This is a genomic window from Flavobacterium sp. 316 (assembly GCF_000967805.1).
GTDB classification, from domain to species: Bacteria; Bacteroidota; Bacteroidia; order Flavobacteriales; family Flavobacteriaceae; genus Flavobacterium; species Flavobacterium sediminilitoris.
Window position 1 is genome coordinate 141,473 of the sequence record NZ_JYGZ01000003.1, and the last position, 23,428, is coordinate 164,900.

Genomic DNA, 23,428 nt, shown 5'->3' on the forward strand with positions numbered 1-23,428 from the left:
ACAATAATTTTATTATAAGCTTTCTAGCTTTGTTTTAGAAAAACAAAGCTTATGAAACAATATCTTATACTCCTTATATTTCTTTTTTACATTTTTAAATAACTATTCTCAATCTAATTTAGAAAACAATGTTGCTATTCAAGGTTACAATTCTGTTTTTTATTTTAAAATTGGAAAAGCTTAATTAAACAATCAAAATGAAAAAAAACTATATTCCATTAATTACAAAACTAATTATAGTCATACTTCTTTTACAAACTTTATTTTTTAAATTCACTGGAGCTCCAGAAAGTGTTTATATTTTCTCAGAATTAGGTTTAGAACCATACGGTAGAATTGGTATCGGCATAATTGAACTACTTATTTCCATTTTAATCATAATTCCTAAAACTACATTAATAGGTGCTATTTTAGGATTAGGAACAATTTTAGGCGCTATTTTTTCTCATCTTTTTTTCTTAGGAGTCGAAATACAAAATGATGGCGGCTTACTCTTCATATTAGCACTAATTATCTTTTTTTGTTGTCTTTATTTAATTTATATAAACAGACATAATCTTCTAAATTTTAAATTTACAACATAAGCTCACTAAAGATATTTATCCTATTATTAAAACATTTCAAGTTTTTTTCTATTTTTACGAAAACTACAATAATGAGACTTTTCTTAGCTTTTACTGCAATCCTAGTATTATCATGTACTACTAAAAAAGAGATGATTCAATCATCTGAAAATCAAATTGTTTCTGAAATAAAAGAAACTAATTTTTCTAAACCAGAAAATGTAGCAAAGACATTATCCTTTTTAGCTTCGGATGAATTAGAAGGAAGAGATTCTGGAAGTGAAGGTATTGAAAAAGCAAGTATCTTTTTAGAAAGAATTTTAAAAGAGAATGGTGTAAAACCATATTTCAATTCCTATCGTGACACTCTTACAAACTTTGATAAACCATCTTACAATATTGTTGGATATATTGAAGGTAACGATCCAAAATTAAAGAATGAATTTGTTATTATAGGTGCGCATTACGATCATATAGGTAAAATTGCAGCAGTAAACGGAGACGATATAGGCAATGGTGCAAACGATAATGCATCTGGAACTACTGCCGTGACAGAAGTTGTGAAATACTTTGCTAAAAGTAAAAGCAATAAACGAAGCCTAATCTTTGCTTTCTTTTCTGCCGAAGAAAAAGGGCTATTAGGTTCAAAACATTTAGCTAAAAAATTAAAAAAACAAAACATGAATTTATATTTCATGTTTAATTTCGAAATGATTGGAATTCCAATGAAAGATCGTGATATGTTAATGTATATAACTGGTTTTGGAAAAAGCAATATGGCACAAAAAATAAACGAATATGCAAATGAAAAACTAGTAGGATATCTACCAATAGAAACACAATATCAACTATTTAGAGCTTCAGACAATTATCCTTTTTTCAACGAATTTGAAGTACCAGCGCAAACTGTATCTACTTTTGATTTTGAAAACTTTCAATTTTATCATCAACCAGATGATGAATTTGAATTAATGAACCCTACTCATATGGCTAATGTTGTAAATAAAATGATTCCTGTTTTAGAAGAAATGATGAATGCTGAAACAAAGGAAATAGTCCTAAAGAAGTAGTTTTTAAAATTATTAAAAACCAAACATTAACAAATATATTATTATCCATCAGGTATAAGTCCCGAAATTTCTTCGGGATTTTTTTATTTCTTACTTTTACAAAAAATCTAGATTAGATGAAAAATATTGTTATCACAGGAACATCAAGAGGAATAGGATATGAATTAGCACTACAATTTGCTAATGAAGGTCACAATGTATTAGCTATTTCAAGAAAAACACCTCAGATGTTAATTGAACATAAAAACATCACATGTTTATCTATTGATATTTCAAATGAAAATGAATTAAAAAAAGCGGAAGAATTTATTTCAAATTCATGGAAGAAAGTAGATATTCTTATTAATAATGCTGGAAGTTTATTACATAAACCGTTTGAACAAACTACATCAAAAGAGTTTCAAAACATCTATAAAGTAAATGTTTTTGCTGTTGCAGAACTAACACGTATTTGCATTCCGTTTATGACAATAGGAAGCCACGTAATAACTATCAGCTCAATGGGTGGTATTCAAGGAAGCATGAAATTTGCAGGATTAGCCGCTTATAGTTCTAGTAAAGGTGCAGTCATTACATTATCAGAACTATTAGCTGAGGAATATAAAGAAAAAGGAATTGCTTTTAATGTTTTAGCTTTAGGTTCTGTAAATACTGAAATGCTTCAAGAAGCTTTTCCGGGGTATGAAGCTCCAGTTTCTGCTAAAGAAATGTCTGATTACATCTACAATTTCGCCTTAACAGGAAACAAATATTATAACGGAAAAGTATTACAAGTATCTTCTACTACACCTTAGTTTTTAATTTCAAAATTATAGACTTGTAGCCCATGAGTGACGTTTTACAAAAATACCTCCCTGAACATGCTGTTCTTCCTTGTTTTGAACTAATCAAGACTAATCATGTACACTTAAAAATTGTAAACGAAAGACAAACTCGTCATGGTGATTATAGAAAAAATGCAAATGGCTACCATCAAATTACAGTAAATGCTAGTTTAAATAAATATCGCTTTTTAATTACTCTAATTCATGAAATTGCGCATTTAGTTGCTTTTGAAAAATATGGTCAATTTATAAAACCTCATGGAAATGAATGGAAATTAACATTTCAACATCTAATGCTTCCTTTTATTCGTTCTGAAATTTTCCCTAATCAATTACTTCCGCTTTTAGCACGACATTTTAAAAACCCAAAGGCAAGTAGTGACACTGATGCTACTTTATCCTTAGCTTTAAAACAATTTGACGAAAAAGAATCTGATAAAAATTATATCTTTGAAATTCCTTATGGAAGTCATTTTAGAATTCAGAATGGTAAAGTTTTTAAAAAAATAGCCCTTAGAGTAAAACGATATGAATGCATTGATCTACAAACAGGAAGAATGTACTTATTTCAACCTAATGCTGAAGTGGAATTAATTCCAAATTAATTTATACTTAAAAAAACAAAAAAAATTGACATAATACACTCTATCTTTTTTATAATATTGATGACTTTATCTCAAATTCTATTTATACTAAATATTTAAATTAGTACCTTTAAAATATCAAAACTAAAATTACGAGCTACAAGCTAAAATTAAAAATATGAATACAAATTATTATGCAATATTAATGGCAGGCGGAGTCGGATCAAGATTTTGGCCTGTAAGCACTGCTGATTTTCCAAAGCAATTTCACGATATGTTAGGAACAGGAGACACATTAATTCAAAAAACATTTAGTCGATTATCTCAATTAATTCCTAAAGAAAATATTTTAATTTTAACTAATGAACGCTACAATAATTTAGTCTTGGAACAATTACCAATGGTAAAACAAGAACAAATTATACTAGAGCCTGCCATGAAAAATACAGCTCCATGTATTTTATATGCTTCACTAAAAATAAAAAAACAAAACCCTGATGCTGTTGTTGTTGTTGCACCTAGTGATCATTGGATTGAAGATGAAGTACAGTTTGTAGCAAATATTCAACGCTCATTTGACTTTTGTGAAATGCAAGAAACTCTTATGACATTAGGAATTGTTCCTACTTTTCCAAATACAGGATATGGTTATATTGAATTTGACAAACTCGACAGTAGACCTATTAAGAAAGTAGCTCAATTCAGAGAAAAACCTGATTATCCAACAGCTAAAAAATTTATTCAAAGCCGAAACTTCTTATGGAATGCTGGTATTTTTATTTGGAGTATAAAATCAATTACTCAAGCATTTGAAAAATTTCAACCAGAAATGTATCACCATTTTATGAAAGGTTATGATTTATACAATTCTGAAAATGAGAAGGCATTTATTCTTGAAAATTATCCTGAAGCAGAAAACATTTCCATTGATTATGCAATATTAGAAAAAGCGCAAAATGTTTTTGTCTTACCTGCTACTTTTGACTGGAATGATCTTGGGACTTGGGGTTCATTATATGACAAATTACCAAAAGATAAACAAGAAAATGCAATCATAAATGCAACAGTTCTTTTAGAAGATTCATCAAACAACATCATTAGAACGGAAGGAAAAAAAACAGTAGTAATAGACGGTTTAAATGATTATATAATTGTTGATAAAGAAAATGTACTTTTGATATATCCAAAAAGCAAAGAACAAGACATAAAAAAGATAGTCAATAAGTTAAAATAAAAAACATGGATAAAAATCAAGATTCAGGTATAAATATTCTAGGCATTTTAAAAAAATACTTGCTAGAAATATTTGATATTGCTCATGATACAAATAAACAAGCTACTATAGACGAGATTAAATCAGGCGTTTATATGAAAGGACAAACCGCTTGGGTATTGATTTTTTCTATTTTAATTGCTTCTACAGGATTAAATACTAGTTCCACTGCTGTTGTAATTGGTGCCATGTTAATTTCACCATTAATGGGTCCGATTTTAGGAATGGGATTGTCTTTAGGGATTAATGATATTGACTTCTTAAAAGTTGCATTAAAGAATTTCGGAATTATGGTTGTTTTAAGTTTAACCACTTCTTTCCTATTCTTCAGTATTCCAATGTTCCAAAATGAAACACCTGAATTAATAGCGCGAACTTTCCCTGATGTTAGAGATGTTATAATTGCTCTTTCAGGTGGATTAGCTTTAATTATAGCTTTAAGCAGGAGAACTAAATCTCTAAACACTATTGCTGGTGTGGCTATTGCAACTGCTTTAATGCCTCCTTTATGTACAGCAGGCTACGGATTAGCAACTGGAAAATGGGATTTCTTTGGCGGTGCTATTTTCTTATTTTCAATTAATACTATTTTTATTGCTTCTGCTACTTTTATTATCGTTCGCTTTTTAAAATTTCCTTACGAAGCTTATGCTAATTCTAAAAGAAGAAAACTTATATCTCAAATCATTTCCTTTTTTGCTTTAGTCATATTAATTCCCAGCATGTACATGTTCTATGAATTATATAAAAAGTCTGACTTTAATCAAAAAGTAACCATTTTAATTAATAAATTAAAAACAGAGCAAGGTATCTTAATTTTAGATGTTGACACAGATTATGCAACAAAAAAAATAGAATTTGCAGTAATAGGAAAAAGTCTTTCTAATAGTGACATTGCCCAATTTAAAAAAGAAATGAATCAAATGGGTTATAAAGACTGTAATTTTAAAGTTCTACAAAACGCAGGAAATATTGAAACAATTAACAAGATTAAAGAAATTGAAAATTCTTTTTTATCAAATCAACAATTGCTTGTTAAAAAAGATGCAACCATATTAGAAAAAGAAAAAGAAATTTTTGAATTGAAAAGTCAGTTAATTTCTAAAAACGAAACAGTATTCCCTTTTACTGAGATAGCTAAAGAAATAAAAGCTCTGCATCCTGAAATTAATGAAGTTGCATATTCCAATGCTGTAATTACAAATTTCTCAAAAACAGATACAATTCCATCTTTTGAAGTAAAATGGAACAAAACATTCAATTCTAAAAAGAAAACAGAAGCAATTGCAACATTACAAAACTGGCTGCGAACAAAATTAAAGAACGAAAAAGTAATTGTAAAATAAGACTATTATTAATGAGTATCTTCTTCCAAATACATTTTTCTTACTTTTTTAAACAATTCAGATGAATACACAAAATCGGTTACCGCTTCATTATCTGTCTTAAAAATCTCTTTATTAGAACCTTCCCATTCTAACAATCCATTTTTTAAGAATATGATTTTCTGACCAATTTCCATTACGGAATTCATATCATGTGTATTAATAACAGTAGTGATATTGTATTCTTCGGTAATCTCTTTAATTAAATTATCAATTACAATAGCAGTTTTTGGATCTAACCCTGAGTTTGGTTCGTCACAAAACAAATATTTCGGATTGTTTACGATAGCTCTAGCAATAGCTACTCGTTTTTGCATTCCACCAGAAATTTCCGAAGGTTTTTTATCGTTTGCATTGATTAAATTTACTCTATCAATCACAAAATCAACACGTTCTTTTATTTCGGCAGGTGTTTTTTTTGTAAACATTTTTAAAGGGAAGCCTATATTTTCTTCAACAGTCATACTATCAAAAAGTGCACTTCCTTGAAAAACCATTCCTATTTCCGTACGAAGTTCTCTTTTTTCATCATCTGTTAAATCAGAATAAATTCTACCATCAAACTCAATAGTTCCTGTTTCTGGTGTGTGGATTCCAAGTAATGACTTTAAAAAAACCGTTTTACCAGAACCACTTTGACCAATAATAAGATTAGTCATTCCTGCTTCAAATTGAGTCGTTACACCTTTCAATACTTTTTGATCTCCAAAGGTTTTTTCTAAATTAGTAACTATTATCATTAGCTTAAAAGGAGTTGAGTTAAAATGTAATTCATTAAAATAATAACAACTGATGTCCAAACAAAAGAAACTGTACTTGCTTTTCCTACTTCTAATGCTCCACCTTTCATGTAAAAACCATGAAAAGATGGTATTGTTGCTAATATTAAAGCAAATACAATAGTTTTAATAAAAGCATAGGTTATGTGAAAAGGAATAAATTCTGTTTGAATACCTTGAATAAATTCTGAACTTGTTGTAAAACCACCATAAACACCAGCAATATATCCTCCAAAAACACCTAAAAACATACTTAATCCAATAACAAATGGATATAACAATAAGGCTATTATTTTTGGAAAAACTAGATAATTTAGCGAATTAACTCCCATTACTTCCAAAGCATCTATTTGTTCGGTTACACGCATTGTTCCAATACTTGATGTAATGAATGATCCCATTTTTCCTGCCATAATAACCGAAATAAATGTTGGTGCAAATTCTAAAACAACAGATTGTCTTGTAGCAAATCCTATTAAGTATTTAGGAATCAAAGGATTTGTTAAATTTAATGCTGTTTGAATAGCAACAACACCACCTACGAAAAACGAAATAAAGGATACAATTCCTAATGAATCTATAATTAAATCATCTATTTCTTTAAAAATGAGTTGTTTCATTACGCTCCATCTAGTAGGTTTATTAAAAACCTCTTTAAGCATAATAAAATATTTTCCAATTTGTGATAAATAACGTATGAGCATCATTTTTTTGATTGTTCAATTTACAGTTTATAATAGGTAGTAAAAATCCGTGAGGTAAAAATAGTATATTTTGATGGATTTTTTAAAATTTCATTCATTGAATAATACGCAACCGTTATTTAAAACAACTTTTCTTTCATCTTCTTCCAAAAAGAAAATATAAAAAAACGAGTTACTAAAACACAGTAACTCGTTTACAAATTGTGTAGCAATTATTTAATTATAATCCTAAACAAGCAACTCCTTCAGTATATACATAACGATCTGGACAAACTCCATCGCCAGATGGAACAACCCCTAATTGAGGATTATTAAAATACCCAGGCTCTGGTAAACAACAATAATCTGCTATAACTTGAACTTTACCTCTTCCTCCACCAATGTTCTTTTTATTTTGAGCTGTTAGCTCTTCTACATTGTTTAAACTTAAAATTGATTTTTTCATAATATAAAAATTAAATGGTTAAAATTATTTTTCTTAGAAACTTGCAAGAATTCTTTGGCAAATATTAAAGGAATTAAACAGTTTTACAATTGGTCTTTTATACTATTTATAAATCTATATAGTATTATTTATAAATAATACACTTTTAAAAACAAATCAATTAACTAAAAATCAACGACTTAACACGTTTAAAAACTAAACACTCTATATCAACCAACAAAATTATCTTAAAACACTATTTTGCTTTAAATTTGAACTTAATCTTAAAATGAAAAAAATGAAAAAGTCTATTAATCAACTAAAGTTTGAAAAATTAAGTAAGAATGAATTAATGAATATAAATTCAATAGAAATTGAAGGTGCTAGTGGAAAAAGTGGAGGAAACCCTGATGGATTAGTTGGTCCATGTGGAACTGAACCAAGCCCAAATCAACCAAACTATGAAATGGTATATTTACTATGGAAAAACTGTGTTGAAATGTATGAAAACCCAGCCATGTCTGGAAATTGTATTTTCTAAACTATTTTTCGTTTAATTTATTAATAAAGAGAATCGGGGTGACACCCGTTTTCTCTTTAAATATTCTAGAAAAAGAAGCTCCATTTTTATACCCTAACATTTCAGCAAGTGCTTGTGTAGTATAGTTTCTAATTTTTTTATCTTCAATTAAAATTTTAACAATATAATCCACTCGTAAGGTATTTGTATAATCATTAAAACTCATTTTTTTATAATTATTTATAAAATTTGAAAGGTAAGTAGTGTTTGTATTTATTTTTTTAGCTGCATTATGAAGATTGAAATTTTTATCTAGAAAATATTTCGTTTTTTCAATTTTATCTAATCCTTCAATTATTTTTAATTCAATATCATCATTTATAAGAACAGCGTTAGAAATGGTGTTATTTTCAAGTTCTTTTTTATTGTAATTCTCTATAATTTCAAGTAGTTTTTTATTTTGTTTCTTCTTTTTTAAAATGAATAAATAGAAAACAATCAAGATAATAAATATCGTTAAACCAAGTATTAATGTAATTATAGTTTTATCAGATTTAAGATTGATATTCTCTTTTTTAATTAAGCCTACTTCTTCTTTTAGATCGGTATTTTCAAGTGTTCTATATGCTTCTGCAAATTGTTTTTTTTCTTCGTCTGTTATTTTTTCATATAAGAATAAAAAATTATCATAGTAGTGATTAACCGAATCTGCTTTATTTTCTTGAATATAAATCTTAGATAAATATTTATGTGATAGTAAATAGTTAAAATCTACCAAAGTATCCGAATCTGAATGATTATTTACAAACTCTAAAAATCCTTTTTTGGCAATTTTATAATCTCCTTTTTGATAATTATTGTAGTAATAATTAAACTTTGCATTCAACAATAATTGTTTGAAATTTAGTTCTTCATAAAGGGTAATTGCTGTAACAGAATATTCATTTGCTATATCAAACTCTTTTTTATGATTATATAGAAGTCCTAAATAATAATTAGCTGGTGCTAAATATTGTTTTTCATTCGTCTTTGATATAATTTTATTAAACTCTGTAATTGCAGAATCACAATATTTTGTATTAGTCTTAGAATCTTGATTTAACTTTCTAAAGTAAATAGATCCTAATGTGTTTGTTATGTATTTATCAATAAAACTATAATTGTTAGCATCATGAATTTTTTCTAATAATACTCTTATTTCTTTAATTTCTTTTATTGCCTCATCTAACAAATTTATTGCACCTAGGTTCATTGCAATATTAATTTTAATTTTTGCTAATTGAAAAGTGTCGTCATTTAACAAGGCGTATTCTTTTGCTTTTACATACTTCTTTATGGACTCATCAAGTTTACCATTATTTTTATCAATATGACCTAAGAGTATATATATGCTAGCTAAATCTTTATAATTTTCCTTTTTAATTACAATCTTGCCTAAATATTCTTTTATTTTTTCATCAAATGAGGTTATATCAAACTCAGCTCCTGTTACTGTTAAAATATATTTCTTTGTAGTATAAGCAAATGCTAAATCAATATCGTTTTTTGATTGAAATATTTTATTTACATACAATAATGCACTATCAGGTTTATTTTGTAATTGAAAAAATTGTTCTTTGTAAAATTCAAAACCTTTTTCATTCGGTATTTGAGCATTAACTTTTAAAGTTAAAAACAATATTACAATAGTAAGTAATCTCAATTTTTTCATAAATTTCAATAATTAAAACAACTTTTCTTTGATCTTCTTCCAACGATAATTCCTGATAAAGATAGCTTGTTCTTTAGTAACGAATAGCTCTTTCTTAGAAAACTTGGCCTTTAAAAAACCTTGAATATAATCGATAAACAATAAAGGTTTCTTCTTTTTTATCGCTAATTTTAGTGATGCAATTGCTGTAATAATAAAACCATAACCCAAACTATAAAAAGCTTCACCTTGTTTGTATCGAGCTGTTTTATTATAATTTGCTCCTGTTGGTTTTAAGTGCTTTACGTGTAATGATTCGTTTGTTATTACTTTCCAATTATAAAATTTACAAAGTAATTCATCCACTGTATCCCAACCCATAGCTGGTTTTAAACCACCAATTTGCTTAAATGTTGCTTTTCTATAGGCTTTAAAAGCTCCGCGAATATGATCTTTATCGGTTAAGTTTTCTAAAATCCATTCTCCATTTTTCTCAATATAGGCAAAACCGCCAACCATTCCGATAGTATCATCAGATTTAAAATGTGCAATGATAGTTTCAAAATAATTTATTGGAAAAATCAAATCGGCATCTACTTTTACGATAATATCGTAATTTTCATCAATATGTTTTTCGCCTTCATGAAAAGCTTGAATAACCTTACTTCCTGGCAAATGAATAGCATTTGATTTTCTTTCTACTAATGAGATAAATGAATGTTTTTCTATAAATGTTTTTACTATTTCAGCCGTTGTATCTGTAGAATTATCATCAACAACAATAATTTTACTAGGCAAAACGGTTTGACTTATTAAAGAATCTAAAGTCAAACTTATAAATTGTGCTTCGTTGTGAGCTGGAATAATAATGTAGTAATTCATTGTTTAATCACTTTTTACTAATTATTTTTCACTTTTTCTGCATAAACCAAATAGTATCTATTCGTAAAATAACGAAGTAATGGTCTGAAGCCTAATTTCTTTACAGGATGTGTAAACTTGATACTATCTAAAATCTTAAATCCTGTTTTTTCTAATAGCCAATCTAATTGCCAATCTTCAAACTCATGATAATGTCTGTCCCATTTGTCTGTTTTGCTTCTATAGGCTGATGAAAACCATAAACGCATAGGAATTGATATTAAAATTTTATCACATTTTACATTTTCCAAAACGGTATATGGATTTAATAAATGTTCAAAAATTTCAAATGCAGTAAACACTTCATAATTTTCGTTTACAAGGCTACTTTGATCTTTATCTATATCTTCTCCTTTAGTATTAATAACGGTATAGCTGTTTTCTTCCATTATCTTTGAAAATGGATTTGAAACTCCTAAATCTAAAATTGTCTCTGAAGTTGAAACGTGCTTTTTAAGAAACTCTAAAGTTATTTTAAAGCGTTTATTTGGAAATGTTTTTTCGTACATGAAAAAGTTTAAAATTTGAAACTTGCGTAAAATTAACCTTTAAACTTTAAACCTTAAACTTTTAAATAAAAAAATTACATTCTATATACAATTGCATTGATATTCATTCCTGCACCAACAGATGCAAAAAGAATAACATCTCCTTTGTTTAATTGATGATTTTCTATTTCTCCTTTAGTTAATAAATCAAAAAGTGTTGGCACTGTTGCTACGCTACTATTTCCTAATCGATGAATGCTCATAGGCATAATTTCTTCTGGAACTGGTTTTTTATATAGTTTATAGAAACGTTGAATAATAGCTTCATCCATTTTCTCATTAGCTTGATGAATGAGTATTTTTTTGACATCTTCAATATCAATTCCGCTTTTATCTAAACATTCTTTCATTGCTTTTGGAACATTTAATAAAGCAAACTCATAAATTTTTCGTCCATGCATTTTTATATAACGAACGTTTGGATCGTGAGTTTCATTAAATGAATTTCCAAAAAACAAATAGAAAGCTTCGTCATAAGCGAATGTAGCTGTTTCATGAGCTAAAATTCCACCTTCATCATTTGTAGCTTCAATTATAGTGGCTCCTGCTCCATCAGAATAAATCATAGAGTCTCTATCGTGAATATCTACTACTCGTGATAGCGTTTCTGCTCCTATAACCAAGCATTTTTTTGCCATTCCTGCTCTAATAAATGCTTGAGCTTGTATTACTCCTTCTATCCAACCTGGACACCCAAACAGCATATCATAAGCCACGCACTTAGGGTTCTTTATTTTAAGATTAAACTTTACACGTGTTGCTAAACTCGGTAAAATATCTGTTTGAATTGCTCCCTTTTTTACATTTCCAAAATTATGAGCAAAAATGATATAATCTAATGTTTCTGGGTCTATATTCGCTTTTTCAATTGCTTTTTTTGCTGCTATTGTAGCAATATCCGAAGTATTTAATTCGTCTGTAACATATCGTCTTTCTTTTATTCCTGTAATTTCAAGAAACTTTTCCGCAACAACATCATTTGGATGTGGAAAAGGTGTTCCATCATCATTCAAAAAAACGTGTTTTGCAAAATCTATATTAGATACAATTTGTGTTGGAATATAACTTCCAGAACCTGTTATTTTTATATTCATAGCATTGGGTTTCTAAAACGAATTTATTACTATTTTTTTAACTACTCTATAAACATCTCTTAATATTTAAAGTTATTGCGAAATAATCAAATTTTTTCTCTTAAAATGGTTTTTTCTTTATTATTTCTTTATTTATTGAGAAAACTTTATTTGCAATACTGTTGCCATACTTAGAGCTTGTGTTTTCATTTGCTCAGCATATTTCCCTTCAAAATAAGTATCAATAGTAGAGTATAAATATTGTAACCAGATATCAAAATGTGTTTTAGTAAATGCTGCTTTTTCGTGTACGTTTTTATGGATTTGAAACATATTATTTTTATATCCTCCTTTTAAAAATAAAGCTTGCTCCCAAAAGGTAGCTAAAATTTCAAAATGTTCTTCTAAATGTTTATCTGTATCTGTTATTTTGGTAAAGAAAAAATTAATTGCATCATCTGCTAGTAATTTATCATAAAATTTACGCATAATGAGTATCAAATCTTCTCTTGTTTCTATATCTTTCATTTCATTTATTTCTTAAAAATTAATTCTATTTTCTACATATTTAATTATAATAATAACATTATTATTTTATTACTTTAAAGCTCAAATATAGTTACTTTATATCTTTTAGTTTATGAGGAAAATCATAGGTAATTTTTATTCACTAAATAATAAAAATAAAGTTACATCTAAGTAAATTAAAAACTTCTGACTGATAAATAAAACATATCTTATTCGTAGTAGAATAAATATTATATTTGTTTAAAACAAACAAATTCAAAACATGGGCGTTATTATATCAAACTTAACCTTTTCAAAAATAAATCAAATACCACTTACAATAAATGTGGAAAATGATGAATATCCTATTGCTCCTTTAGTATTTGCTCAAGGAATTACAGCACAGAAAGTATATAAATTACAAATTGTAGTTTATGTTCCTTCTAATGTAATAAATACTCCAATATTAAGAGTTTTAAATGATGGAAAACCTGTAGCATTAACTATACCACAGGATCAAAACATACTAGCTCGAAACTTTATTGTTGAATATGATCTTTCAGAAACGGAAATTCCAAAAGAATACAATGCTTGGAATATTAATGTTGAGTATTATTTGAAAAACTTAAAACCTGTAAATTACATTTTAACGCATTTACAAGATATTGATCCCAAAACTTCAAGAGGAACAGTTACTACTGTTCAAGAAACATAATATCAATTTAACAAATACTATTCACAATGATTACTAAAATTATTTTTTTTTAGGCTTATCCTCTTTTGGCTTAAGTCTTCCCACATTTGCACAAAAAAAAACAGCTAGCATGTTTTTTTCTATTGAACTAAAAAAAAAACAAAAGAATTTCCTGATGAAATCAATTTTCAAAAGGCTCATCTTTATTTTTTAGAAAAAAAATGGGATTCTACTTTAGTGTATTCCATGAAACAACTAGCAATAAATAATGATCCTAAACTTCATGATTATTGCTATTATCTTAGAGGCTATAGTTTTAAAAAAAAGGATCTATTTGAAGAAGCGAAAAGAAGTTTTAAACTCATTTCTAATGATTTTCCTTTTTATTATAAAGTTAAGATATACTTAGGTGAAATTTTTTTAGAACAAAGAGATTACTCAAAAGCATTAGCTTTTTTTCAGGAGTTTGAAAAAGATTCTAGTACTGTTTATGATTTTAACAAAAGTGGTTTTTATCATAATTTGGGAATTTGTTATTTCCATTTACAAGAATATAACAAAGCTGAATTATTTTTATTTAAAAGCACTGAAATTCAACTTAAAAAAAAAGACACTTTAAGACTTGTCAGCTCGTACATGGATATTGCGAATTTATATTATGAACAATATAAAGATGATGAAGCTATTCCTTATTTTAATAAGGCTTACCTTTTATCAAAAAAAATAACTGATTATAAATTAAAACAAAATGCAGCATTAAACATGGCTGTTGTAGAAGAAAACAGAAAAGATTTTTTTAAAGCATTAACATATAGAAAAGAATACGAAAATTGGAGAGACTCTTTAAATAATCAAAATAAAATATGGACTATTGCCACTATAGAAAAGAAATTTATTGTAGCCCAAAAAGAAAAACAGATTGAACTCTTAAAAAACCAAAATACTCTAAAAAAAACACAACGAAATGCTCTCCTATTTTTCACTCTTCTCCTATTTATCTTCATTGGAATAGGAATTTATTTTTATAGACAGAAAATAATAACCAATAAAATTATCCTAGCTCAAAAGAAAGATTTAAATCAATTAAACAAAACAAAAGATACTTTATTTTCAATTGTAAGTCACGATTTACGATCTTCTGTAAACACTTTAAAACTAAGCAATGCAAAAATATTTGAATGGTTAAATATCAAAAAATACAGTGAAATAAATACATTAATTCAAAACAACAGCGCTATTACAAATAGTGTTTATAATTTATTGGATAATTTACTAAATTGGTCATTACTACAAGCTAAAATATATCATTTTAATCCAGAATCGTTACATTTATTGAGCATTGTACAACAAATAGAATATAATTTTAGACCCTTGTTGTTTTATAAAAAAATTAATTTAGAGTGTACAATTCCTGCAAATAATTATATTCTTGCCGATTTAGATTCAGTTAAAATAATTTTACGAAATTTAATAGATAATGCTATTAAGTTTACAGATAAAAATGGTACTATAAAAATATATACTTTAAATGAAATGGATAATTATCATACCTTAGTAATTGAAGATACAGGACTAGGAATGAATGAAAAAATGTGCCAAGAACTTCTTGAAGAATCTATTTTATTGAGTAAAAAAAAGAATGATGAAATTGTAGGCACTGGATTAGGAATACAATTATGTAAGGCAATGATAAAGCAAAATAATGGCCTTTTTTATATTAAAAGTGAAGAAAACAAAGGAACAAAAATGATCGTTAAATTTCAAAAAGAAATCGAATAATGGACACTCTTAACATTTTAGTTATTGAAGATATGGTTTCTGATAGTGAACCATTAATAAAAGTACTTAAAGAAAATAATTACACAGTTGTAGGCGTTGCAACAAACTATAGCGAAGCATTAAAATTATTTTATGAAAAAAAAATTGACCTTGTAATTATTGATATTTTTTTAAATGGTAAGCCAGATGGTATTACGTTTGCAGAAACGATCAACATTACACCTAATGTTTCTAAACCTTTTGTCTTTTTAACCGCATCAAAAGACAGGCATATTTTTGAGAGTGCAAAAATAACCAACCCTTATAGTTTTTTAATGAAGCCTTTTAATGAGCTTGAAGTTTTATATGCTATTGAAATGGCCGTTGAAAAATTTTATGCACAAAAAAAAGTATTTTCAAGTGAAGAACAAAATACTGTTATAGGCACTGAATATCTTTTTATTAAGAAAAAGAAATCTTTAAAAAAAGTATCTATTTCAGATATATTGTATATAGAAGTTGAAGGAAGATATTGTAATATTGTTACGCAAAATGAAAAGTTTATTATTTTAATTTCCTTATTAAAGATTAATGAACTCCTAAAAAACTTTATAAAAACACATCGGAATTATCTCGTAAATACTGATAAAATAATAGAAATTATAATGGATGAAAACCTCATCATTCTATCTGGGAATCATAAGATTATTCTAAGTGAAAAATATAAAAGCTTCATTTCCCAATTAAACATATTAAAATAATTGTTTTTAAATTCTATAAAATATTAAACCATCATTTACTTCTTCTAATACAATAAATAACCATTCTATGACATTTTAAAAATTTCATTCTGTGTTAATCATTATCCTTGAATATTGAAAATAATTTTGCGCAATTATTATAAACACAGGAAAGCCGAAAACTGAAAAGAGTAGGCACAAAAAATTAAAACGTTATATTATGGCTGGAGAAGACGACAGAATACAAGGGTATAATCCTATTTATAGAAGCGAAAATATTTCTATAAATTTTTATTCATTTGATTTAAACAACAATAGACCTACCAAGTTTATCAATCGGATTGTTAATGTTATTGATAACCCTAATGCTCCTATATTAGATCATCAAGGACATATAGTTCCGCAAAATATGCTAAACATAATATTAGATCCATTAATGGACGATATGGCAAAAGAATGTAATAATCTAGAGGAAGCAAAAGTATATATAAACAATCATAATCAATGGATGACTGATGTATATGATTATGGTTTTGCAATAGGAGCTCCTATGTTTGATTTTTCAGAAGAAGATCCTGAAAACAAAGTAGGTGGTTTTTTCTCAATAGTTACTTGGAATCCTATAAACATTTGTAGAGCACCTAGTGATAAAGAACGGGATGGTGTTCCTGGAAACAATATTGATACACAAGTGACTACTTATCTAAAAAATAATAAAGAAGCTCAAGGAGTAGATCAAGAATGGTTAGATAGTTTAGAACAACTTATTGAAGAACCTGATAACCGTGATTATATAGAAAATTATATTACAAAGTGTTCTGCTACACTAGTAGACCAAATAAACGCAGGAATAGGATATTATGCTTTTCCATGGGTTAGTAATGATAATATATTATCGCCTCAATAAAAACATCGATTTCATTCTATTAAACAGGTATTTATACCTGTTTTTTTATTTAAAAATCGCACTATTTTGTGCTTTCCTTAAATAATAATCTTATTAAACGTCATCAATAAATAAAAAATAAAATATTCCTGTGTCATCATTTTAGTGCTCTGTAACATTTATTTAGTATTCCAATACATTTTTTTCATAAGGACTAAAAATCGTTAGTAGTATTGTATAAGAAACATAATAAGCGCGCAAAAATTATTTCTATTTCTCTTTCTAAAGACATTCTTATAAACCCACATGTGTTTACATGAACTATTAAAAAAGAAAGAAACAACTTTAATTAAAGAGAAAAAACAGGGAAACTGAAAACTGAATAGAGTAAGTATTATTTTAAAAAATATAAAAATGGCACAATATAATGTCCAAAACTTCACATATGATGGTCCTGGTGACAGTCTATGTTATGGTCTTCAAGATGATCACAATCATGAAAAAGCAGTAAAATTCACAACAGATGTTACAATATACCTTGAAGATCAAGGATATAAAAACATTATTGCTGGTCCATTTAGATCTCATCAGCCAAGACCAGCAGAAGGAAAAGAATTTAAATGGAATGAGAAAACCAAAACATGGGTAAGAGTTTAAGTCTACAGACGAAATCATTTACCAATTTAAAACAGGAAAGCTGAAAACTGAATAGAGTAAGCATTTAATAGACAAACAATTAAACAAATGGACAAAATTAAATTAAACTTCATTAATAAATCAAACGATACAAACAACAGTAGTATTGTAATCTTTCAAAAAAACGTAGCAACCGATTTTGATGAAATCGCAGTAGCTTGGAAAGTAATCGAAAACTGTGGTAGATTAGACAATCATCCTTTCACATATCCGTTACAATTTCAAGTATCTGCTAGTGATTCTTACGGGAACTACACTCCTCAATTAACAGCTTATGATGGTCAAGCTTTTGAAATGGTAAAAAGCACATCTGGAGATATCCTTATGTTGTCTTCAACTCCAGCAGTTTCAATGTCGGAAGTAGAAATACAAAACAACTTACTAACAGGCGCAATAAATGGAAACTGTTATAGAGATGGAAAACTTTTAGCTACAAAAACGAGTATTGCACCTGGTCAAAAAGCAGTCTTTGAATTCCAACCTAAAATTTTTATTGGAGTCGTTTCTCAGGTTGAAGAAGGAGAAGTAATGAACTCTGCTATTATTTCACAAATTAATACTGAAATCAATTTAGCTGGAATTTTTAGTGCTGATATTATAATGACAGGTGGTGGACCAGGAGTAGGTTCTACAGCTTTTGACTTTACTTTGGCAAATATAAATGTATAATTCTATAGTAAAAGAGACACAGCATATTTTGTGCTGTGCCTCTTTCTATCTATCTACTTAAAAAATTAAATTATGGACGATTTAAATGAAAAAACTTGGTATTCTGGCGATTGGAATACAGGAAAAGACAATAACACTCCTCCTTATAATGGAATAAAAATAACTGCAAAAGCAAACTATAATGTTCCTGTTGATGAATCTAGCACACAGTCATTAACTTCTGTAGATTTAGAAATTGCAGATTACACTTACGACATCAATGGTGTTTCAAGCTATGTATCACTATCCGAAGCAAACACTTGGTATACTATTCCTATACCTGAAAACACAAATGTTAGTCCTTCCGAACCTAATTCAAATTTTACCATTACTGGTATTGATACAACTAAACTAGGTAATGTAGAACTCAACTCAAATGTAGCTGGACTTTTTGTTAATATTGAATTCAAATATGGTGCAGAAAATGAAAAAAGAGAAGAATTAGGCTTTATTATGAAAATTGAAGAAACATACATAGAAGGCACTGATTCTATAATAGTTAACGGTAAATAATTAATTTCAAATAGCCATGTTTACCAATGTATATTTCACAAATTTATCTCCTTTATTTAAAAATTTTAAAATTATTTTTTTTCAAAAGAACACTCTAAATAGTGAAAAATATTTGGCTACTATTTTTAATTCCATTCAAGAGTGTCAGCATGGTTGGTCTCATTCTTTTCGTATTCTTTGGGATCTCAATTTTAGATTAATTAAATCAAATGGAAGTACAACATCTACCTATGCATTGAGGCCTGTAAACTGTTTAACAAAAAGTAAATACATTCTATCAAAAGAGGGTAAAGTTTCTTTTAATCAAAACTTTTTAAATGGGCATCAAATTATAAATTTTGAACAGATAAAGGGAAACGCTTTCATAGGAGTACAAATTTATAGAGGTCATTTTCTTGTTGCACAAGAATATTTTAATAAAAAACAGACGCAATTACAACTAAATACAATTATATCTGTATTGAATCAAAGTCTTAATCAAAAAGTGGCTAGTTCTACATTAGAAAATCAAAGTATTTCATCTTTAGATTTTGATTTTATTGGTATAAAAAACATATATCTATCGGTAGAAAACAATAAGAAAAACAACCTTGTAAATCAATTAAAGGTTCAAAAAATTGAATCATGGTAAAAACAAACAATAAACAAACACTATTATTATGCAATGCTATACTATTTTATATTCACAAGAAGGTTATTTTCTAATCTTTGAAAAAAGAGAAGAAGGTTTCTTTTTTCATGACGCAGTAGGTACTGGTGGTTTTATTTATCCACCTAATGGAATACCTATCAAAAATGGAGGAGGATTATTTGCTTTTCCTGGAGGAGCAGTTAACCAAGAAGAAGAACCTTTTAAAAGTTGCTTAAGAGAATATACTGAGGAATGCGGAAACAGTATTTCTTTTAATTATTACCCTTTAAATCAACCACAATCATTAGCTACACTTTCTAGTATGTCTATCAATGGGGAAACCTATACCATTTTATTAGGGCTTTTAGAAACAATCCCAGATAAATACTATACACTTTATTTGGAAATGAGTTTAGATGATTTAAGACAAATTCAAGCAATAATTGTTAGTACAAACTTTAATCAAGCAAGCCAAGCAAGAGAAAATATACATTACAACAAAATAAAAAACTATACTCAAATTTTTGAGGCATATCCCTTTTGTCCATTAGATGATGAACTAGGTCAGGTTCAACTATGGCAAGCATTAAGAGAAGTTAATGAAATTAGATTATTATCGAAAAACAAGGCTACTGATTGGTATTATGATATGATTGTATATCTGGCAAATACAATATTGAATTTAGGGATTCCATTTTAAACCCAAATTAAGCATTTGAATTCTATTACGAAAAATAGCTGCTTTATATTTACTTCAGTACTCAGTTTTACGTCCTCAATGTAGCTAATGCTACATTTGTGAGTCAAAACTTCTGTGCTTCTCAACTATTTTGCATCTATTTCTCTCATAACAAAGTCTAATGCGTAATTTGGGTTAAATCAAAAATCATTAGTCATCAAAATTCTTGTTAATATATCCCTATCTAAAAACCGTTTTCATTGCAATATATACTTGTTTATTTTAAGATTGCAATGAAAACTAACTATTCAAAACAACACCTTATTGTAATTTTAAAAACCATTTTATATGGTTATTTCATTTGAATTTAAAAATGTTAAATCTATTGAACTATGACTGTAGAAACAAAAATATGGGAAGATCGGATTATATCTCAGTTTGATGATAATCTAATCATTTATTTTCAATTTCCTTCTTGGGAAACAGATTCTGATTATGAAATATCGATAAAAATTTATTGGAAAAAAGACAGTGAATATTATTATAATCCAGGAAATATAACATTCTTCAAGCCTTGTAAAATTCACCATACTTTCCCTAATGGTATTACAATAAAAGGAACATTAGAACTGAAAAAATTCATTGGAATAGATTCAAATCACACTCATGGAGTATTTGCAGATTTTTATTATTACATAAGTGAAAAAGAAAATTATATATGGCACACAGAAGGATTCTTAATCAGTTTTTTACTTGGAAAAGAGAAAATAATCATTATTGACATTCCAGACACTACAGATAACGAAAATACAGGAATACCAATAGTTAATAGTCCTACAACAGCAAATGGATATTCTGATTTATTTCCTTATATCTATGCTTCCGGTTGGCCTACAATTAATGAAATTCAAGAAGAAATAAACTTCTTCACTTATACTGTTCCCGAAACTGATCCTCCTATATCTTCTACATTTATCAACGAACTAATTGATCTTAAAAAGGCTGGTGATAGAACTGGAATGCAAGAAGCCGCTATATCCTTTATAGAAACAAATCCCGATTATGTAAAAAGTGTAGCATTAATCAATAATCATATTCGTCTTTTTTTACCTTTATACAACGACTATAAAAAGCATAGAAAATTTACAGAAGCTATTCTTATTATTCCTTCATTTTTAGATGATAGTATTGAAAATATTACATCCTATTTAAAAAGTTATGATTATTTAATTGAAAAAGAACATCTATGGGAATCTTATTTTGCATTAGTCATAGAAATGGGATATCAAAATCATAATTTAAAAGAAATTATTCAAACACTTACTTTTTGTAACTTCATTGAAACCATCTTTAACAACTTAGATGCTGAAAAATCTATTATTCTTCTAGATGAAATAGTACTTAAAAATTTATTTGAAGCAACTATTATTCTTTATAAAGATATATTTCCATTACCACCTTATGAGCCTCTTTCTTCTGAAACAACGTCTATTACTCCGTATGCAATTGGAAATCTACAACTAGTTAAATATAAATTACTTCGACATGAATTAGGAGAAATAGCCAGTATTACAAGTATTATGCCTGGAGAAAAAAGGAAGTTAATTAACCGAAAACTAGATCGCATCATAAATAAAGAAGTCACTAAAACTTCTTCGACGAGCACATCAATTACTAAAAGTCAGGAACAAAATAATGATTTTAATGAAGAACTATGGAATGCTATTGCTGAAACTACAGAAACAACCACTTACCCAGATCCTGGATTAGTATCTTCTTATGGTCCTCCTACAAATATTACAATAAAAGGTTCTTTCACAAAATCATATACCACACAAACACCTGACAAAAAACAAATTGCTTCTTTTGCTAAAAAAGTATTAAGTAAAACAACTCAACGATTAACGGAAAGGATAAATAAAGTAAGAGCACATACCGAATTAAAAGAAAAAGAAGATACTGCAATTAGTTATCTTGATAATTCGAAAAGTAATGAACCTGCTTATGGTGTTTATAGTTGGCTAAACAAAATTTACCAAGCTAAAGTAATCAACTATGGTAATCGAATGCTTTTTAGATTTATTATTCCTAATCCTGCTAGTAGTTTTATTCAACAAACAGAAACTTTAGGAGGCATTGATTTAGAAGAACCAAAATCATTAACCGATTTTAACATTACTAAATATGAAGACGTAACAGTCGATAATTATCTAGAACTATGTCAGTTCTACAATCTGAAAAAGTTTCCATTATATCCTCAAGAACCAATTATAGTTTCAGATGTTTTAACACTTTCGCAATCAAAATTAATCTCTTTACCTCATGGCTATTGGGCTAGTAAAGCTAGTATAGATTATGCCTTCGGAGCAGGAGAAGCAGAAGCAACCGTAACTGGCTTTATAGGACAAAACACCTTTACTTTAAATCGTTCAGAAGGATTGACCAATACTATTTCATTTCCTAATTTAAATAATGAGCAAAATACTATTAGTATAGGCGTTGTATATAGTCCAACTATTGAAATGACAACTACATCATCCGAACTTAATTTTCAAATGTCGGTGGAAGTTACTTGTAATCCTAGTTCGCAAACTATATTAGCTTGGCAAATAGAAGTATACCAAGCATTATATGAGGCTTATACTCTTGAAATTACACATTATAATGAAAAAATAAATCCTACACTTCAAAAGAAAGAAATTGTTAATCCATTAACTGAAAGATTACTTGTAAAACTAGAATTAGAAAAAAGTATTAAGAAACAATTATTAGAAAATGCACTTGCCGTAAATGGTTTATCTTCTAGCCTTATTAATACTACTTCAAATCCTTCTATGCAATATAATCAGCCTGAAGATTTACAATATATTGCTACCACATTAGAATGGAATGAAATGTCGTATAGCTTTTTAGATGAATATGACAATCAGAGTAATCTATTTGCCGTTTCTTCTCTTTCCCCTGAATATTTTTCGGCATTTCTCAAAGCTTCTTATGCTTGTGTAGTTATTCCTGTTACTCCTGCTTTTAATTATAGCTTTTTATATTATTTAAAAACAGGTATTGTGTGGTCTATACAAGATGATTTATGCCCTTGCTTTGATGATAGTTCTGAAAATAGTCCAGACCAATTATCAGTTATATATGAACTCAAAAAGACATTTCATCATAATTATCAAAAGGAGGAAACAATAGACACTTGGGAGGTTCTAGTACCTACTTCTATGCAAATATTACAAAATAAGTTAAAACTATAAA

At 27.8% G+C, this 23,428-nt stretch carries 25 protein-coding genes; 17 read left to right on the plus strand and 8 right to left on the minus strand.

Annotated features, from left to right (window positions below):
• The first annotated feature begins 197 nt into the window (after positions 1-197).
• The 6 genes from SY27_RS06960 to SY27_RS06985 all read left to right on the plus strand — a co-directional run bounded on the left by SY27_RS06960 (position 198) and on the right by SY27_RS06985 (position 5,660).
• On the plus strand, positions 198-584 hold the full coding sequence (locus SY27_RS06960; protein ID WP_045968595.1) for a DoxX family protein: 387 nt from the start codon (positions 198-200) through the stop codon (positions 582-584).
• 71 nt (positions 585-655) lie between these two features.
• The gene (locus SY27_RS06965) at positions 656-1,633 is read left to right on the plus strand and encodes a M20/M25/M40 family metallo-hydrolase (protein ID WP_045968597.1); all 978 of its coding nucleotides are present in this window, start codon (positions 656-658) and stop codon (positions 1,631-1,633) included.
• A gap of 116 nt (positions 1,634-1,749) precedes the next feature.
• Positions 1,750-2,427 (plus strand): SDR family oxidoreductase, encoded by a 678-nt coding sequence (locus tag SY27_RS06970; protein WP_045968599.1) that lies wholly within the window; start codon positions 1,750-1,752, stop codon positions 2,425-2,427.
• A gap of 32 nt (positions 2,428-2,459) precedes the next feature.
• The gene (locus tag SY27_RS06975) at positions 2,460-3,062 is read left to right on the plus strand and encodes a SprT-like domain-containing protein (RefSeq protein ID WP_045968600.1); all 603 of its coding nucleotides are present in this window, start codon (positions 2,460-2,462) and stop codon (positions 3,060-3,062) included.
• Between the two features lie 157 nt (positions 3,063-3,219).
• The gene (locus tag SY27_RS06980; protein ID WP_045968602.1) at positions 3,220-4,275 is read left to right on the plus strand and encodes a mannose-1-phosphate guanylyltransferase; all 1,056 of its coding nucleotides are present in this window, start codon (positions 3,220-3,222) and stop codon (positions 4,273-4,275) included.
• 5 nt (positions 4,276-4,280) lie between these two features.
• Entirely contained in the window at positions 4,281-5,660 is a 1,380-nt protein-coding gene (locus SY27_RS06985) for a DUF389 domain-containing protein (protein WP_045968606.1), read from the plus strand.
• A gap of 8 nt (positions 5,661-5,668) precedes the next feature.
• Here the strand turns inward: SY27_RS06985 and SY27_RS06990 are convergent, their stop codons facing one another.
• The 3 genes from SY27_RS06990 to SY27_RS07000 form a co-directional block, all read right to left on the minus strand.
• Positions 5,669-6,439, minus strand: coding sequence for an ABC transporter ATP-binding protein (locus SY27_RS06990; RefSeq protein ID WP_045968608.1), 771 nt, complete (start codon positions 6,437-6,439; stop codon positions 5,669-5,671).
• Complete coding sequence (locus SY27_RS06995) at positions 6,439-7,185, minus strand: ABC transporter permease (protein WP_045968609.1); 747 nt, start codon at positions 7,183-7,185, stop codon at positions 6,439-6,441. Before SY27_RS06995 ends, SY27_RS06990 begins: the two co-directional genes overlap by 1 nt.
• A gap of 217 nt (positions 7,186-7,402) precedes the next feature.
• A complete protein-coding gene (locus SY27_RS07000) occupies positions 7,403-7,627 on the minus strand; it encodes a hypothetical protein (protein WP_045968610.1) in 225 nt (74 codons plus the stop codon).
• A 277-nt stretch (positions 7,628-7,904) separates the two neighbouring features.
• Between SY27_RS07000 and SY27_RS07005 the strand changes: the two genes are divergently transcribed.
• Entirely contained in the window at positions 7,905-8,147 is a 243-nt protein-coding gene (locus SY27_RS07005; protein WP_152640720.1) for a hypothetical protein, read from the plus strand.
• A 1-nt stretch (position 8,148) separates the two neighbouring features.
• Here SY27_RS07005 and SY27_RS07010 read toward each other — a convergent pair whose 3' ends face one another.
• The 5 genes from SY27_RS07010 to SY27_RS07030 all read right to left on the minus strand — a co-directional run bounded on the left by SY27_RS07010 (position 8,149) and on the right by SY27_RS07030 (position 12,886).
• The gene (locus SY27_RS07010; protein ID WP_045968615.1) at positions 8,149-9,837 is read right to left on the minus strand and encodes a helix-turn-helix domain-containing protein; all 1,689 of its coding nucleotides are present in this window, start codon (positions 9,835-9,837) and stop codon (positions 8,149-8,151) included.
• A 12-nt stretch (positions 9,838-9,849) separates the two neighbouring features.
• On the minus strand, positions 9,850-10,698 hold the full coding sequence (locus SY27_RS07015) for a glycosyltransferase family 2 protein (RefSeq protein WP_045968617.1): 849 nt from the start codon (positions 10,696-10,698) through the stop codon (positions 9,850-9,852).
• A gap of 17 nt (positions 10,699-10,715) precedes the next feature.
• Positions 10,716-11,246: a methyltransferase gene (locus SY27_RS07020; RefSeq protein ID WP_045968618.1), complete on the minus strand. Its 531-nt coding sequence runs from the start codon at positions 11,244-11,246 to the stop codon at positions 10,716-10,718.
• Between the two features lie 74 nt (positions 11,247-11,320).
• Positions 11,321-12,379, minus strand: a complete 1,059-nt coding sequence (locus tag SY27_RS07025) for a 3-oxoacyl-ACP synthase III family protein (protein ID WP_045968620.1) — start codon at positions 12,377-12,379, stop codon at positions 11,321-11,323.
• A gap of 132 nt (positions 12,380-12,511) precedes the next feature.
• Entirely contained in the window at positions 12,512-12,886 is a 375-nt protein-coding gene (locus SY27_RS07030; protein WP_045968621.1) for a group III truncated hemoglobin, read from the minus strand.
• A 262-nt stretch (positions 12,887-13,148) separates the two neighbouring features.
• Between SY27_RS07030 and SY27_RS07035 the strand changes: the two genes are divergently transcribed.
• From SY27_RS07035 to SY27_RS07080, 10 genes are all read left to right on the plus strand, one after another.
• Entirely contained in the window at positions 13,149-13,580 is a 432-nt protein-coding gene (locus tag SY27_RS07035) for a hypothetical protein (RefSeq protein WP_045968623.1), read from the plus strand.
• Between the two features lie 225 nt (positions 13,581-13,805).
• Positions 13,806-15,338, plus strand: coding sequence for a tetratricopeptide repeat-containing sensor histidine kinase (locus SY27_RS07040; RefSeq protein ID WP_052705194.1), 1,533 nt, complete (start codon positions 13,806-13,808; stop codon positions 15,336-15,338).
• Complete coding sequence (locus SY27_RS07045) at positions 15,338-16,078, plus strand: LytTR family DNA-binding domain-containing protein (RefSeq protein ID WP_045968624.1); 741 nt, start codon at positions 15,338-15,340, stop codon at positions 16,076-16,078. The genes SY27_RS07040 and SY27_RS07045 overlap by 1 nt, the downstream gene beginning before the upstream one ends.
• Positions 16,079-16,277: 199 nt before the next feature.
• Positions 16,278-16,964, plus strand: coding sequence for a hypothetical protein (locus SY27_RS07050; protein WP_045968626.1), 687 nt, complete (start codon positions 16,278-16,280; stop codon positions 16,962-16,964).
• Between the two features lie 393 nt (positions 16,965-17,357).
• Complete coding sequence (locus tag SY27_RS07055) at positions 17,358-17,600, plus strand: hypothetical protein (RefSeq protein ID WP_045968628.1); 243 nt, start codon at positions 17,358-17,360, stop codon at positions 17,598-17,600.
• Between the two features lie 87 nt (positions 17,601-17,687).
• Positions 17,688-18,308 (plus strand): hypothetical protein, encoded by a 621-nt coding sequence (locus SY27_RS07060; protein WP_045968630.1) that lies wholly within the window; start codon positions 17,688-17,690, stop codon positions 18,306-18,308.
• 72 nt (positions 18,309-18,380) lie between these two features.
• Positions 18,381-18,860 (plus strand): hypothetical protein, encoded by a 480-nt coding sequence (locus SY27_RS07065; protein ID WP_045968633.1) that lies wholly within the window; start codon positions 18,381-18,383, stop codon positions 18,858-18,860.
• Between the two features lie 112 nt (positions 18,861-18,972).
• Positions 18,973-19,491, plus strand: coding sequence for a hypothetical protein (locus SY27_RS07070; protein ID WP_152640721.1), 519 nt, complete (start codon positions 18,973-18,975; stop codon positions 19,489-19,491).
• Between the two features lie 28 nt (positions 19,492-19,519).
• On the plus strand, positions 19,520-20,191 hold the full coding sequence (locus SY27_RS07075) for a hypothetical protein (RefSeq protein ID WP_045968637.1): 672 nt from the start codon (positions 19,520-19,522) through the stop codon (positions 20,189-20,191).
• A 371-nt stretch (positions 20,192-20,562) separates the two neighbouring features.
• Positions 20,563-23,427 carry a hypothetical protein gene (locus tag SY27_RS07080; RefSeq protein WP_052705196.1) on the plus strand — a complete coding sequence of 955 codons (2,865 nt, stop codon included), beginning with the start codon at positions 20,563-20,565 and terminating at the stop codon, positions 23,425-23,427.
• The last annotated feature ends 1 nt before the right edge of the window (position 23,428 follow it).